Source organism: Paenibacillus sp. FSL H7-0357 (assembly GCF_000758525.1).
Taxonomy (GTDB): Bacteria; Bacillota; Bacilli; order Paenibacillales; family Paenibacillaceae; genus Paenibacillus_AQ.
Genome location: NZ_CP009241.1, coordinates 3,879,972 through 3,894,665 on the forward strand (window position 1 = coordinate 3,879,972; position 14,694 = coordinate 3,894,665).

Consider the following 14,694-nt stretch of genomic DNA (forward strand, 5'->3'; position numbering starts at 1 on the left):
TTGCAGTCCGCAAAAAACCAGCTTTTTAGCAGTATATACCTTGCTGGTTTACGGATCACATACTCGTTTTCATACCAAAGGGTACAGGAGGAGAAAAAAGCTAATGGTGAAAAAGAGTTGCAAAGTATTTCTAAGCATGATGCTGCTCTGCTCAATGCTGTGGAGCGTTGCAGTATTGCCAGCGGGCCAAGCAACAGCGGCCACAGTGACCCCGACAGCACCGTCCACAGCAGCGTCTGCAACAACCAGCAACGCGCCGGTTAATAACACGATGATGCAGTTTTTCGAATGGAATACACCTAAGGATGGTGGACATTGGAACCATCTTGCTGCCGAAGCAGCTAATCTGAGCGATGTGGGGATCACGGCAATCTGGATACCCCCTGCTTATAAAGGCCATGTGGGAACCGACGATGTTGGTTATGGCGTTTACGATTTCTACGATCTGGGTGAATTCAACCAGAAAGGAACCGTACGTACCAAATATGGTACAAAAGCTGAACTGAAATCGGCGATCAGCTCGCTTCACAACAACAATGTTCAAGTCTACGGCGATATCGTTGTCAACCATATGTTGGGCGGCGATCAAAGCGAGAACATTAAAGTGACACAAGTACAGGGCAACAACCGCAACCAGACGATTGGCGAGTTTAATACAAACGTTTGGACAAAATACAATTTTGATGGCCGCAACAATGCCTATTCCAATTTCAAATGGAATTGGACGCATTTTGACGGTTCAGGTGACTACGATAAAATTTACCGCTTTCCAGACAAAGCATGGGATTGGGAAGTTAGCACCGAGAACGGTAACTATGACTACCTGATGGGTACCGACATTGACTATGACAACACTGCAGTTGCAGATGAAATAAAAAAATGGGGCGTATGGTATGTCAACGAAATGGGTCTGGATGGTTACAGACTAGATGCTGTTAAACATATCAAATACGGCTTCATGAAGGAGTTTGTAGAAAATGCCCGTGCCAAAACAGGTAAAGAGTTGTTCACTGTCGGTGAATTTATCGGTGGTACAGCTGAATTGAATTCCTACCTGGGCAAAGTGAATCAAAGCATGTCCTTATTTGATTTCCCGCTCCGCAACAACTTTGCGACAGCTTCCAGTTCCAACGGAGGTTATAGCATGCGCAACCTGGCCAGCGGAACATTGACGGGAACAAATTCGGATAAATCCGTTACTTTCATTGAAAATCATGATACGCAGCCTGACCGTTCAGATGCTCATGGCGCACAGGTTCTTGATTGGTTTAAACCGCTTGCTTATGCGTACACTCTGACACGACAGGAAGGTTATCCTTCAGTATTCTATGGTGACTACTATGGAACCAGAAGCAGCAACACTGCTGGTCCTGGAACAGGAAAAATTAAATCGCTGAAGAGCAAGCTTGATCCGCTTCTGAAAGCACGCAAGGATTACGCTTACGGTAAACAAAACGACTATCTTGATAGTGATGACATGATCGGCTGGACTCGTGAAGGTTTGGCTTCCAAACCAAACTCCGGATTGGCAACGGTCATGACAGACCGTGCCGGCGGATCGAAAACGATGTATGTGGGAACAAGCCACGCCGGTGAACAATGGAAAGATATCACAGGCAACTTCTCTGATAAAGTAACTATCGGCTCCAGCGGTAATGGTACATTCAAGGTTAAAGAGGGTTCTGTATCGGTATGGGTACCAGATGTGGCAACTCCAACCGATCAAGCCCCTACAGTACCAACAAATGTACAAGGAACAGCAGTAGGCACTACATCTGTAAATCTGAGTTGGACAGCTTCTACTGACGACAAGGGAGTTGCTAAATACGAGGTTTATCGTGACAGCGCTCTCATTGGTGAATCCACCAGCACTACTTACAACGATTCAACAGTAGCAGCCAACAAGACCTACGCCTATACGGTTAAGTCTGTAGATACAATCGGACAGAAATCAGGCTTCAGCGTTGAGGCTACTGTTACCGTCGGCGGCGGAGGAACGCAAGATCAGCTTCCAACTGCGCCAACGAATGTGAAGGGAACAGCAATAGGCACAACATCTGTCAACCTGACATGGAGTCCTTCCACGGATGACAAGGATGTTGTGAAATATGAGATTTACCGTGACGGTACGCTAAAAGGCGAAGCCACGGGAACAGCATATTCAGACAACACTATAGTGAATGACAAAACGTATTCCTACACAGTCAAGGCTGTAGATACAATCGGACAGAATTCAGCATATAGTGTTCCTGCTGTCGTGAAAATCGGCAACGGTGGACAGCAGCAGCAAGAAGCAAGCTTATTCAGTTGGGATAATGCAAACGTTTACTTCGTCATGACAGACCGTTTCAATAACGGTAATACCAGCAATGACGGCGCTTATGGCAGACCTAAGACTGATGCTTGGGGCTCGAATGTGGGTACATTCCACGGTGGAGATATTAAAGGTTTGACCAAGAAGCTGGAAGAAGGCTACTTCACAGATTTGGGTACAAATGCAATATGGATCTCGGCTCCGTGGGAACAAATGCACGGCTGGGTAGGCGGTAAAGACGGTGACTTTGCTCACTATGGCTACCATGGCTATTATGCACTTGATTTCACTGCGATGGACAAGAGTATGGGCACCATTGATGAAATGCGCGAGTTCGTTGACCTCGCTCATACCAAAGGAATTCGTGTTGTCCTTGACGTGGTTATGAACCATGTCGCTTATCCGACACTTGTGGATATGGCGGAATACGGATACGGTGACCGCGGCGGACTCGCCGGAAACTGGACTCCGGATAAAGGCCAAGGCCAGAACTGGCACACGCACAACAACATTATGAACACAAATAATTCCAGTGCATGGGCTTCCTGGTGGGGCAGCAGTTGGATTCGCGCCAACACTATTGCGGGTTACGATCAATGCGGCAGCAACGATCAGACGCTGTGTGTAGGGTTCCTGCCTGATATTAAGACCGAATCCACTAGTGGTACCAGTTTGCCGCCGCTACTGAAGACGAAGTTCAACAAAGAAACAAGCGGTTACGACAACTGGATCGTTCCGGCTGCCAAGCAATACCGCAAAGATCTGAATGTCGCCCCTAAGGATTACATGATCAAATGGCTGTCTTCATGGGTCGAAGAATTCGGAGTTGATGGTTTCCGTATTGATACTGCGAAGCATGTTCAAGCAGACAAATGGAAAGAACTCAAGACAAGCGCAAGTAGTGCGCTTGCGAAATGGAGACAGAATAACCCGTCGAAACCGGGAGCAGATTGGACAGATAACTTCTGGATGACAGGGGAAGTTTGGGGTCAAGGCCTTGGAAGAGACAGCACTTATTTCGATAACGGGTTTGATTCCTTAATCAACTTTTCTTTCCAAGGTGCGAATATGAGTGACCTGGAAGGCCTTTTCTCCCGATATGCAAGTGAATTAAATGGAGATCTGCCTAACTATAATATGCTCAGCTATCTTTCTTCCCACGATAAAGGGTTGTACACCCGTGGAGGCTTGATTCAGGCAGGCACCGCGCTTCTGCTTCTTCCGGGCGGAGTGCAGACGTACTATGGAGATGAAACGGCAAGACCGTTCGGGGCTACTGGCTCTGACCCGTATCAGGGTACGCGCTCATTCATGAACTGGAGCGGCATTAACCAAGGTGTTCTGTCACACTGGCAGAAGATTGGGCAATTCAGAAACAATCACATTGCAGTAGGTGCAGGAACTCATAAGAAAATTGCAGACAGCCCGTATACGTTCTCACGCACCTATGAGAAGGATGATGTTCTGGATAAAGTAGTCGTGGCTACAGGAGCTTCCGGAACTGTGGATGTGAATGTATCCGGCATCTTCCCGGATGGCACTACGGTACGCGATACTTACACGCAGAACGAAGTGGTTGTAAGCGGAGGCAAGGCCAAATTCACTGCTGGAACCAACGGCGTTATTCTGATTGAAAATGTTGGCGTAAACAAAAAGTTCCCGGTTCTGACGGCCTCACCAGCAGGCGGTAAATTCAAAACCGAAACTACCTCTGTAACGCTTTCGATCAAGAATGCGGACAGCGGCAAGTACACGCTGGATGGCAGTGATCCGGTTAACGGAACTGCATTTACCAATGGAACAACAATCACAATTGGCGCAGACATGGCCATTAATGACAAGAAAACACTGAAGATGTACGCCACGAATGAAAATGGCGAAGGTACGGCGTCGCACGATTTTACTAAGGGTGATCCTAACGCCAAGCTGGAAGTTTACCTCAAGAAACCGGCTGGATGGGGAACACCTTCCATTTACTTCTACGACACAGCACCTAAGGACAATGACCCAACCTGGGCTACAGCTCCAGCTATGACAAGCGCTGGCGGAGACTGGTATGTCTACAGCTTCGACAAAGCTGAACAAGCTACAATTATCTTTAAAGACAGCACAGGTAAACAAGTGCCTGCTCAGAACCAAGCTGGATTCACCAGAACAGCAACAGGCTGGTATGACGGAAGCGCTTGGTCCGATACAGATCCGCGTGTCGTGACTAAACCGACGGCTCCATCGAACCTGGCTAGTTCTGTAAAGACAGACAAGACAGTAACATTGACTTGGAATGCGTCCACTGACAGCTCCGGAATTGCCGGATACGACGTATACCGTAACAATGTGAAGGTTGGATCGGCTACAGCAGCGACTTATAAGGACACAGGCTTGACTGCAGAAACAACGTATACCTATAAAGTTATTGCCAGAAGCCAAACCGGCGGAACCTCCGATCCAAGTAACGAGCTCAGCGTTAAGACTAACCCGTCTGAACAAGGCACAGACAACACCGTTACGGTTTACTACAAAAAGGGATACGCAACTCCCTACATTCACTACCGCGCTGAAGGTGGCAACTGGACAGCCAGTCCTGGTGTGAAGATGGAGGATTCTGTAATTCCGGGATATGCTGTGCACACGATTGACCTGGGAACCTCATTGGCAACACGAGCAGAGGTAGCATTCAACAATGGCAGCGGTCAATGGGACAGCAACAATCAAAAGAACTATTTCTTCAATATAGGCGACAATACCTATGACACAGGTAAAGTGACCGCTGGTAAACCGGAAGGTCCAAAGCCAGGAAATAAGGTTACCGTCTACTACAAAGAGGGCTGGACAAATGTAAACATTCATTATCGCGCCGAGGGTGGTACCTGGACATCCGTTCCAGGTGTGAAGATGGAGAATGATTCGTTGAACCCTGGCTACAAAAAAATAACTGTTGATATTGGAACCGCTAGCCGTCTGGAAGCTTGTTTCAATAACGGAAGCAATGTTTGGGACACCAACAATCAGAAGAACTACTTCTTCAACGCAGGCGACAATATTTACATTCCTGGCAACAATAATGCTGCAGGACAAGTGAAGCTTGGGGAGAAACCGGTGGGAGTAGATACGATTGCTCCTTCAGTTCCAGCTAACCTGGCTGGCAATCTCAGCAGTGGAACTCCTAAGACGATCACTTTGTCTTGGGGTGCCTCTACTGACAATATTGGCGTAGCAGATTATCAAATTACCCGTAAGGCTGGTACAAGCACGGAGACATTTACGGTGAATGTAACAACTTTTATCGACAGCACGGTAACGGAAGGTACGACTTACAAGTACCAAGTCCGTGCTCGTGATGCTGCAAATAATTTCTCTGCTAACAGCAATGAAGTAATCATTGAAACTTCAGCCGGAACCGATACAGAGGCGCCAAGCGTTCCAGCCAGTCTTATATCGACCGGTAAGACAACTTCAACGGTGAGTCTGTCCTGGGCAGCTTCAACAGATAATGTGGCTGTAGCAGGTTACGACATCTATCGTGGTGCAGTAAAAGCAGGAACATCAACAACACCTGCATTCACGGACACCGGTTTGGCTGAAGAAACATCATATACCTACACTGTAAAAGCTTTCGATGCTGCAAATAACTTCTCAGCAGCAAGTGCTGAGCTTACAGTGGTCACATTGAAAGGAACGATCGTTATTCCTGGTGGTGACAAGCCCTATTCCACTAATCCTTCATTTGGTAAACGCGTAACTACTCCAATCACAATTGACGGAACTAACAGTGGTGAATGGACAGATGACATGCTGATTGCTATTGACATGGCCGGCGATGATCCGCGTACACTTGGCAGCAATTGGTCTCTTCATGAAGCGCCAATGGATCTTAGCCATCTGTGGGCAGCTTGGGACAACGAGTTCCTGTATTTGGCTTGGCAGTATATAGATGTTACAGACATCGTTGATCCTGCTAATGCTGGTTCTGCAGGCGGTACAACGATCCGCTCCATGGATATGCCGCAGACGATTGCCATTGATACGATTCGTGGTGCTGGTGCAACAAATGATATGTGGAAGAAGAATGGAAATCAGCCGCTCTGGGGCGGGCTGGATCTACCTGATTATCAATTCAACATCGCTTCGAATATGTTCCACTCCGGTTACATTTCCAGAGCCGTAAACGGTGTGTTCCCTGTCGACGATGCTGGAGTGAACTATAAGACAGGCGCAGCAGCAGGTATTACCGTTAAATTTGCTAAAGGCAAAGGTTATACATCCCTGTGGGGCGTGAAAGATGCTGATGATGTTAATGATTCAAGCAAGCTTGTAAACTTCATGGCACTTGGCCACGATCCAAATCGTGACACGCTCTATGAAGCGAAAATTCCTCTCAGCGCACTCGGAAATCCGGATATTGAAAATGCAGGTATCGGCATAATGCTGCACCAAGGCGAGTACTCGCCAATGGACACCCTTCCAAATGATCCAGGGACTTCGAACACGCCAGGGGTTTCGGATTCCAACTCTCCAAAAGAGTGGGGCGACATAGATTTATTGACAGCACCATTCGCACGTATCGGCAGATAATAGCGGAAGGCCATTATTGAATTACACATTCCCCGCAACAACACAAAGAGGTCGGCCAGTTTTCTGGCTGACCTCTTTTCAATGAAACACTGTCAATGAACAACAAAACCATATAGCAATCTTTTGCACATTGATATTTCCATCTGTATAAGTTTCAGTAATGGAAAATTATAGGAAATCCAATAATTTGTGAATCATAATGATTTGTTGTTATGAAATAAATGATGAATAATAATGAAATAAAAAAAGATATTTTAGTATATATTTCACTAAAAGCATTACTATATTCCGAGTTCATGTCGATAATAAGGTCAAGATAGGCGGATATTCATAATATTTTGCTAACTCAAGGTGAAAAAGTTGTTTTTTCACTTCACAAAACTTAATATCTATGATTAAATGATTATGAAACGATAGTAAATATTTATGAAACTTATTTCACTATGATTGCATCACGGTGATAAGCGTTCACAGCTTTTATAATACGGAAAGGGGGTGAATACAACTATTGCATCTGTATGTCATTCGACATGGACAGTCGACAATGAATATCGGGAAAGGGGGAGGTGCGGATTGTGAGCTGTCCGCTATAGGTTATTGGCAAGCCGAACAAATCCCATCCTTCTTCCGGAACATTAAAGTTAAGGTCATTTATTGTAGTCCACTTCGAAGAGCGATTTTATCAGCATTGCCTCTTGCGCGGTTCTGTAATTTGCCGGTAATTCTTGTTCCTGAAATGTCAGAGATGTTCCTGGAGCCTTGGACGTATTATCGGGATTACGAGTGGCAGAGTTGCGTTCAAATTGAAAGCGGTTACCAAAACGTGCGATTCATACATACACATGATGAAAGCAAGCGATGGTGGCCGGTATGGCCGGAAGTACCGAGCTCAGTCAGAGTAAGAGTTCAGTCCTTCTACGATGCTCATATTGCTCCGGAACTTGGGACGGACGAACATATTGTCGTATTTGGGCATGGGCAGTCCACAGCGGACTTGAAACAAATCGCCAACCCTGGCGACCTCATCCCAGTCTACAATGCGGGAATCGTACAGTTCGTTATGAATGCTGCTGGTAAATGCGAGTCTGCCGTAGTCCATACAGAGCATCTTGGGGTTCATGTGTCTGATTAAAACTGCAACAACAAACACAATAGATTGAAAGGGGTTTCACACAATGGAATTCAAAAAAGCAACATTACTGTTGACAGCACTTATTACAGCTTTTTCTGTTAGTGCATGTTCATCTAATAAAGACAATACGCCGACGTCAAGCGCAAGTCCTGCTGCTGCAAACAATACTCAAGGAGCTGCAGAAAACGTGGGGGAAGAGGGGCTTGCTCCTGAAGCAGGCGCAAAGTTAGTAGTCTGGGAAGCTAAAGATGAGAAACCTTTCCTTGATGCGATTGCAAAAGAGTTTACAGCTAAATACAATATCCCGGTTGAATTCCAGGAAGTACCGTCAACGGAGCAACGTAAAAAATTGAAAACTGACGGCCCTGCAGGACTGGGCGCTGACGTTCTGGTTATGCCTCATAATACGCTTGGTGATGCAGTTGCTTCCGGGATTGTCCTTCCTAACGATTTCTACTCAGAAGATACAGTGGCTAATTATCCTGAAAAATTAGTTGATGCCGTATCACTGGACGGTATGATCTATGGTTACCCTCGTAACGTAGAAACGTACCTCTTGTACTACAATAAGAGCCTCGTGAAAGAGGAAGATCTCGCATCATGGGACAACATTATCAAATTTGCCAAGGGCTATAATGACGTAGCGAATAACAAGTTCGGCTTTATGTGGCAAGTGACCGATTTCTACTATAACTATTCATGGATTGCCGGAAGCGGCGGGTATGTTTTTGGTGCTAACGGCACAGATCCAACCGATATTGGTTTGAACAATGATGGAGCTGTTGAAGGCATGAAGTTTTTCCAAAGCCTGCGTGAGGCGCTGCCGATTAAAGGTGTAGATGCTACCGCAGACGTAAAAACGAACCTGTTCCAAACCGGTAAGCTGCCAATCAATATGGATGGCGTTTCCCAATTGAGCAACTTTACAACTGAAAAACTTGGATTTGAAGTAGGAGCTGTTCCGCTTCCTCCTATGCCAAATGGTAAAGCACCGATTAGCTTCTCAGGCGTTAAAGCCTATTATGTAAGCTCTTTCAGCCAATACCCTAACGCTGCGAAACTCTTCATTCATTTTGCCACTTCTGAAGCTGCTGCGAAGAAAAACTTTGAATTGACGGGTCTCATTCCTGCACGCAACGGCATGGATTCGGATCCGGCTATTGCAAACAATGAAGTTGCAAAGGCCTTCACCGAACAAATTAAAAACTCCCAGCCAATGCCGAACATTCTGCCTGCAACTCAAATTTGGGGACCATCGACTGCTTCACTGGAATTGATTTGGGATGGCGCAGATGTGAAGGAGACTTTAGACAAGTCTGTTGCTGATATTAAGGCCGGTATCGAACAACAAGGAAAGAAATAGATTTCGAAGCAGAATACAAAATTGGCAATTACCCGCTGAATAAGTGGGTATAAGATGAACTTGAGAATGAGGCGGCGGAATCGCTGGGAAGCCCTATACACCGGGTACTCAGCCATTTTAAAACGTAAGATTCTCAAGTTCACGTTCTATAATTGCTTCATTTAAAGGAGATGTGTCACTGAAGATGAACCAGAAAAGGAAGACGGCTACAATTCTCTCCGTTCTAGCAATGGGTTTAGGGCAAATCTATAATCGCCAATACATAAAGGGAATTCTGATGCTCCTATTATATGGTTGTGGATTATATTACATTATCTTTAACCTGAAAGAAGCATTATGGGGGATCTTTACCCTTGGAGAGAATGCGCAGCACTTAGAGCTTGTCGGTAAAATATATAAGATGGTTCCCGGAGATCATTCGATTTTCCTTATTGTTCAGGCCTTGATTGTCTTATTCGGACTTATTGTCTTTGTTTATATGTACATTGCGAACATTAAAGATGCATATAAAACAGGGAAGTCCCGTGAACAAGGGATTACACCCCATACATTCATAGAAACGGTACATTATATTAATCAGCATAAATTTCCACAGTTCATTATTGCTCTCCCGCTTGTATTTGTATTGTTCTTCACTGTCTTGCCTCTAGTATTCTCGGTAATGATTGCTTTTACGAATTACTCTTCGCCAAAGCATCTGCCTCCAGCCAATTTGATAGACTGGATTGGCTTCGATGCCTTTAAAGAACTGTTTACGTTAAGCAAATGGGCCAAGACATTTTATGGAGTATTCACTTGGAATGTCATCTGGGCAATACTTGCAACGCTATCCACATTTTTCGGGGGTTTTGCGGTAGCGCTGCTTGTACAGAATTCGCGTACCCGCCTGAAGCCTTTATGGCGCACAATCTATATCCTGCCATTTGCAATTCCGAGCTTTGTCTCCTATTTGGTTATGCGCAACATGTTTAACTCCCAGTTTGGTCCTATTAACCAGTATCTGAAATGGTTTGGTATACAGGGCCCGTCGTGGCTCTCGGATCCAACTTGGGCCAAGGCAACGGTTCTGCTGGTTAATCTATGGCATGGTTATCCTATATCTATGCTGCTCATTATCGGGATTCTGACCACCATCTCCAAAGAGCTGTATCAGGCTGCGGATGTTGATGGAGCATCGGCATTTCAGCAGTTCAAAATGATCACCTTCCCAAGTGTCATGTTCTCGTTATCTCCGATTCTGATTGGTATGTTCGCTGGCAACGTGAACAGCTTCAGCGCTATATTCCTGTTGACTAACGGTAATCCGGCCAATAGTGAATATCAATTTGCAGGAAGCACGGACATTCTGATCACATGGTTGTATAACTTGACGATGAACCAAGGAAATTACAATTTCGCTTCCGTAATTGGAATCATTATATTTGTCATTCTGGCGACCTTGTCCATTTGGAATGTGCGTCGGACACGTTCGTTTACAGAGGAGGAGATTAACTGATGGTTAGTAAACTGAAACTCAAGAATATGTTCAGCACTGTAGTCCACCATATTCTGCTGGCAGTTATCGCCATTATAACCATCTACCCGGCAATATGGGTTGTGTTAGCCTCCTTTCGGCCAGGGACTGCGCTGTACAGCGAGCACCTGCTTCCTGATCGATTTACAATAGAGCATTACAAGGAACTGTTTAAATCATTCCCCTTTTCACAATGGTATGTGAACACACTGAAGATTGCTGTTATTTCAATGATTTGCAGTACTTTTTTTGTATTGCTGACGGGCTACGCGTTTTCACGGTTCCGTTTTAAGGGGCGGAAAACCTTAATGTCGGGGTTGTTCGTTCTCAATATGTTCCCATCCTTTATGAGTATGATTGCGGTCTATATTTTGCTCCTGAACATGAACTTGCTGAATACTCACTCTGCACTGATATTTGTATATTCCGCAGGGGCAGCTATGGGATATTTGCTCGTTAAGGGTTTTTTCGACACCATTCCAAGGAGTTTGGAAGAAGCAGCAAGAATAGACGGGGCCAACCATTGGATCGTATTCTTTAAAATATTTATGCCATTGTCCAAACCTTTGGTTGTGTACTTGGCTGTTACCTCGTTTGCGGCGGCATTTAACGACTTTATCTTCGCCCAAATGGTACTGCGTACCAAGGAGCAGCAAACGCTCGCAGTGGGATTGTATAACATGGTAAATACTCAGTTTTCTACGCAGTTTACCATTTTTGCGGCAGGATGCGTATTGGTTGCATTGCCAATTACAATCGTATTTATGTGCTTCCAGCGCTTCTTGGTGGAGGGTCTGACTGCAGGGGCTGAAAAAGGATAACCGTTAAACCGTTTATTGAAGATTGGAGGAGAAGCAGTTGTTTGATTTGCATACACATCACGAACGATGCGGCCATGCTGTAGGTTTGCTGGAACGATATATAGAGAACGCAATTTCAAAAGAAATAAAGATTCTTGGAATTTCGGATCATTCACCTTATTTTTTCTCGGAGGAGGACAGACCTTTTCCGGGACTGGCAATGGCCAAAAGTGAATTTTTCAAATACGTAGAAGAAATTATCAGGTTGAAGAAGAAATACGAGGATCGCATTGAGCTGCTGATTGGCGTGGAATCGGATGTTTTCAAAGAGCACATCGATTTATATGGCCAAGTCTACAGCGGATTTCCTCTTGACTTTGTAATCGGATCGATCCACTTCACATCCCCATCTTGTATTATGAGAGGGCTGGACTGGAGTATCGCTTCCGAGGAAGAACGCGAGGCAGAATTCAGGCGGTTTATTGAACTCATACAGCTCACTGTTCAAAGCGAGTGGGTTAACATTATCGGACATATGGACAGGTTCAACCGGGGATATCAGTCATTTACTGATTTGTACAAGCCACATATCGCTCCTACGCTTAAAATGATGGCAGAACGGGGCGTGGCTATGGAAGTGAACACAGGCGGCTTCCGGACGGCTTTAGAGGACTGGTATCCAGCGATGGATGTGATTGAGCAAGCCCACTATTATGGGGTGGAAATTACATTTGGTTCGGATGCTCATAAGCCTGAGCGGGTCGGCAATGAATGGGAGCAGGTTCGTGACACACTGGAACATATAGGTTATAAACGATGGGTTATTTTTAAACAACGGAAGCCGTATTATTTAGATCTCAAATCCTAGAAATCTGGAGGAGTCCATGAAAAACAGAATGTCAGGTGCGAGATTGCTCGGCAGCCTTAAAAGATCGGTCGGAATAAAACTCTTTTTCATGTTTTTTTGCACTATAGTTGTACTGGTATCCATACTTGGAGTAGCTTCCTACACTGTCTCAAAGAATGTTATTAAGAAAAAGGTTGCTGCAGCCTCTCTGCAAACGGTTGTACAGGCGTCAGACAAGCCAAAAACATTATCCAAATCACGATGATTATCGCCATACTCTCTGCTCTTGTAAGCATTGGTATTGGATTGATTATGATACGGATGGTAGCTAAACCGCTGGTTAAACTCTCATCCTTGATGGAAGAAGGGGAAAAAGGGAATCTGTCCGTGCGTACGAATTTTAAGGGACAGGACGAAATTGGCCGACTGGGACAAAGCTTTAACCAAATGATGGGACAAATTTCCCTGCTGGTGGAGAAAACCAATGATTCCGCGCAACATGTATTGCAAACAGCATTTGAGTTGTCTGAAGTTTCCCAGAACACTTCCACGATGGCGAAAGAGGTCGCTGTGGCAGTCGAGGAAATTGCACAAGGGGCAATGGGGCTTTCGATGGAAGCAGAGAACGGGATGAATTACGCTGACAACATCGGGATGAATATGAATAAAGTGATTGATATCAATTCAAAGATGGAAGGCTCGGCTGATCGGGTGTATCAAATCAGTAATGAGGGAACCGGGTATATGGGTGATCTCATCACAAAAACGAATTCGACTGAAGAATTGACCAGATCCATGATAGGTAAAGTGGATAAGCTCAAAGACAGCACAAGCTCGATTCGAAAAATTCTGGAAGTGCTCACAACAATGGCCCAGCAGACGAATATTCTGTCCTTGAATGCGTCAATAGAGGCGGTCAGAGCTGGTGCGGTAGGGAAAGGATTTATGGTCATCGCGGATGAGATACGAAAACTTTCGGATCAATCCAAAGTATCGATAAGCGTTGTTCAGAACATTACAAACGATATTCAAAAGGAAGTTGAGGAAGGGCTTGTTTATCCAGGAAAGTGCATCATCAACGGCTTCCATCAGGGAACTGAATCAATCACAGTTCATATTATCCGAATCGATAAGCAACGTAAGCGCGGTGGCAGAGCAATCATCCGCAGCCTCGGAAGAAGTAGCTTCTATAGCGACCGAGCAATTAAAAATTAGTGAGAAGCTGGTATTCCTTTCCGACAAATTGGAGAATTTGTCAGAGACGCTTAAAGAATCCCTGGTTCAATTCCATACGAATAGGGGAGAGTGAATACGAAGGGAAGTGGAAGTGAATGGGTAGCGCAAGCTCAGCTATATGGCACATCAGCTATTGGGATATGACGCTGCGAATTCTGATGGCCTTATTACTGGGCGGATTGATCGGATTTGAACGGGAAGTCAATAACCATGCGGCCGGATTCCGGACCCACATTCTCGTTTGCGTCGGTTCTGCAACAATTATGTTGTTGTCTATCTATGGATTCAGTGATTTCGCGGATCAGCCCTATGTCAGAATGGATCCTGCACGGTTAGCGGCTCAGGTCATTACAGGTATCGGATTTCTAGGTGCAGGAGCAATTATTCGCACGGGTTCGTATGTTTCCGGTTTGACTACAGCGGCTTCCATCTGGGTTGTGGCAGGCATCGGCCTCTGTGCCGGTGCAGGGTTTTATTTCGGAGCTGTTCTGGCTGCATTTCTTGTACTCGTCAGCTTGTTTGTATTCAATAAGTGGGAGAAATACATGCTGCGTAAATATCGAAAATATGAAATGAACATCAAAATGTATAATAGACAAGACATATTAGCACAAATTGTGGCCGAATTAGGGACCCAAGAGATACAAATTTCTGAAATGCTGGTTCAATCCAACCAAAAGAAGGAAGAAAATCAGCAGCAGACAGTCCATGTACGCTTAAATGTCAAACTGACCCGCGGGGATAAAATTATGAGTGCGGTTAATAGAATCTTCACATTTGAAGATGTACTGTCGGTTGAAATACCTAATTTTTCCAACCTTTCAAAAGAAACCGTTGATTGGGGTGAATCAACAAAGAGAAAACTGGATTTAAACTGAATATTCATAGTAGAATAAACAGATAGGGAATGTTGTTAT

At 45.1% G+C, this 14,694-nt stretch carries 8 protein-coding genes; all 8 read left to right on the forward strand.

The window, feature by feature from the left end; all coding sequences use genetic code 11:
• Nucleotides 1-103: 103 nt before the first annotated feature.
• The 8 genes from H70357_RS34385 to H70357_RS16960 all read left to right on the forward strand — a co-directional run bounded on the left by H70357_RS34385 (nucleotide 104) and on the right by H70357_RS16960 (nucleotide 14,655).
• Entirely contained in the window at nucleotides 104-6,886 is a 6,783-nt protein-coding gene (locus H70357_RS34385; protein WP_052092075.1) for an alpha-amylase, read from the forward strand.
• A 544-nt stretch (nucleotides 6,887-7,430) separates the two neighbouring features.
• Nucleotides 7,431-8,018, forward strand: a complete 588-nt coding sequence (locus H70357_RS16925; RefSeq protein WP_231578267.1) for a histidine phosphatase family protein — start codon at nucleotides 7,431-7,433, stop codon at nucleotides 8,016-8,018.
• Nucleotides 8,019-8,061: 43 nt separating this feature from the next.
• Nucleotides 8,062-9,381, forward strand: a complete 1,320-nt coding sequence (locus H70357_RS16930; RefSeq protein WP_038591815.1) for a sugar ABC transporter substrate-binding protein — start codon at nucleotides 8,062-8,064, stop codon at nucleotides 9,379-9,381.
• 184 nt (nucleotides 9,382-9,565) lie between these two features.
• Nucleotides 9,566-10,876, forward strand: a complete 1,311-nt coding sequence (locus H70357_RS16935; RefSeq protein WP_038591818.1) for a sugar ABC transporter permease — start codon at nucleotides 9,566-9,568, stop codon at nucleotides 10,874-10,876.
• Nucleotides 10,876-11,715, forward strand: coding sequence for a sugar ABC transporter permease (locus tag H70357_RS16940; protein WP_081965828.1), 840 nt, complete (start codon nucleotides 10,876-10,878; stop codon nucleotides 11,713-11,715). The genes H70357_RS16935 and H70357_RS16940 overlap by 1 nt, the downstream gene beginning before the upstream one ends.
• Before the next feature lie 37 nt (nucleotides 11,716-11,752).
• The gene (locus H70357_RS16945) at nucleotides 11,753-12,562 is read left to right on the forward strand and encodes a histidinol-phosphatase (protein WP_038591821.1); all 810 of its coding nucleotides are present in this window, start codon (nucleotides 11,753-11,755) and stop codon (nucleotides 12,560-12,562) included.
• Between the two features lie 300 nt (nucleotides 12,563-12,862).
• Nucleotides 12,863-13,756, forward strand: a complete 894-nt coding sequence (locus H70357_RS16955) for a methyl-accepting chemotaxis protein (RefSeq protein WP_197073593.1) — start codon at nucleotides 12,863-12,865, stop codon at nucleotides 13,754-13,756.
• Nucleotides 13,757-13,872: 116 nt separating this feature from the next.
• Nucleotides 13,873-14,655: an MgtC/SapB family protein gene (locus tag H70357_RS16960; protein ID WP_052092077.1), complete on the forward strand. Its 783-nt coding sequence runs from the start codon at nucleotides 13,873-13,875 to the stop codon at nucleotides 14,653-14,655.
• Nucleotides 14,656-14,694: the final 39 nt, after the last annotated feature.

Excerpts from the sequence above, each read along its gene's own strand:
- H70357_RS34385 (WP_052092075.1), top strand. The coding sequence starts at position 104 with ATGGTGAAAAAGAGTTGCAAAGTATTTCTAAGCATGATGCTGCTCTGC.
- H70357_RS16925 (WP_231578267.1), top strand. The coding sequence starts at position 7,431 with ATGAATATCGGGAAAGGGGGAGGTGCGGATTGTGAGCTGTCCGCTATA.
- H70357_RS16930 (WP_038591815.1), top strand. The coding sequence starts at position 8,062 with ATGGAATTCAAAAAAGCAACATTACTGTTGACAGCACTTATTACAGCT.
- H70357_RS16935 (WP_038591818.1), top strand. The coding sequence starts at position 9,566 with ATGAACCAGAAAAGGAAGACGGCTACAATTCTCTCCGTTCTAGCAATG.
- H70357_RS16940 (WP_081965828.1), top strand. The coding sequence starts at position 10,876 with ATGGTTAGTAAACTGAAACTCAAGAATATGTTCAGCACTGTAGTCCAC.
- H70357_RS16955 (WP_197073593.1), top strand. The coding sequence starts at position 12,863 with ATGGTAGCTAAACCGCTGGTTAAACTCTCATCCTTGATGGAAGAAGGG.
- H70357_RS16960 (WP_052092077.1), top strand. The coding sequence starts at position 13,873 with ATGGGTAGCGCAAGCTCAGCTATATGGCACATCAGCTATTGGGATATG.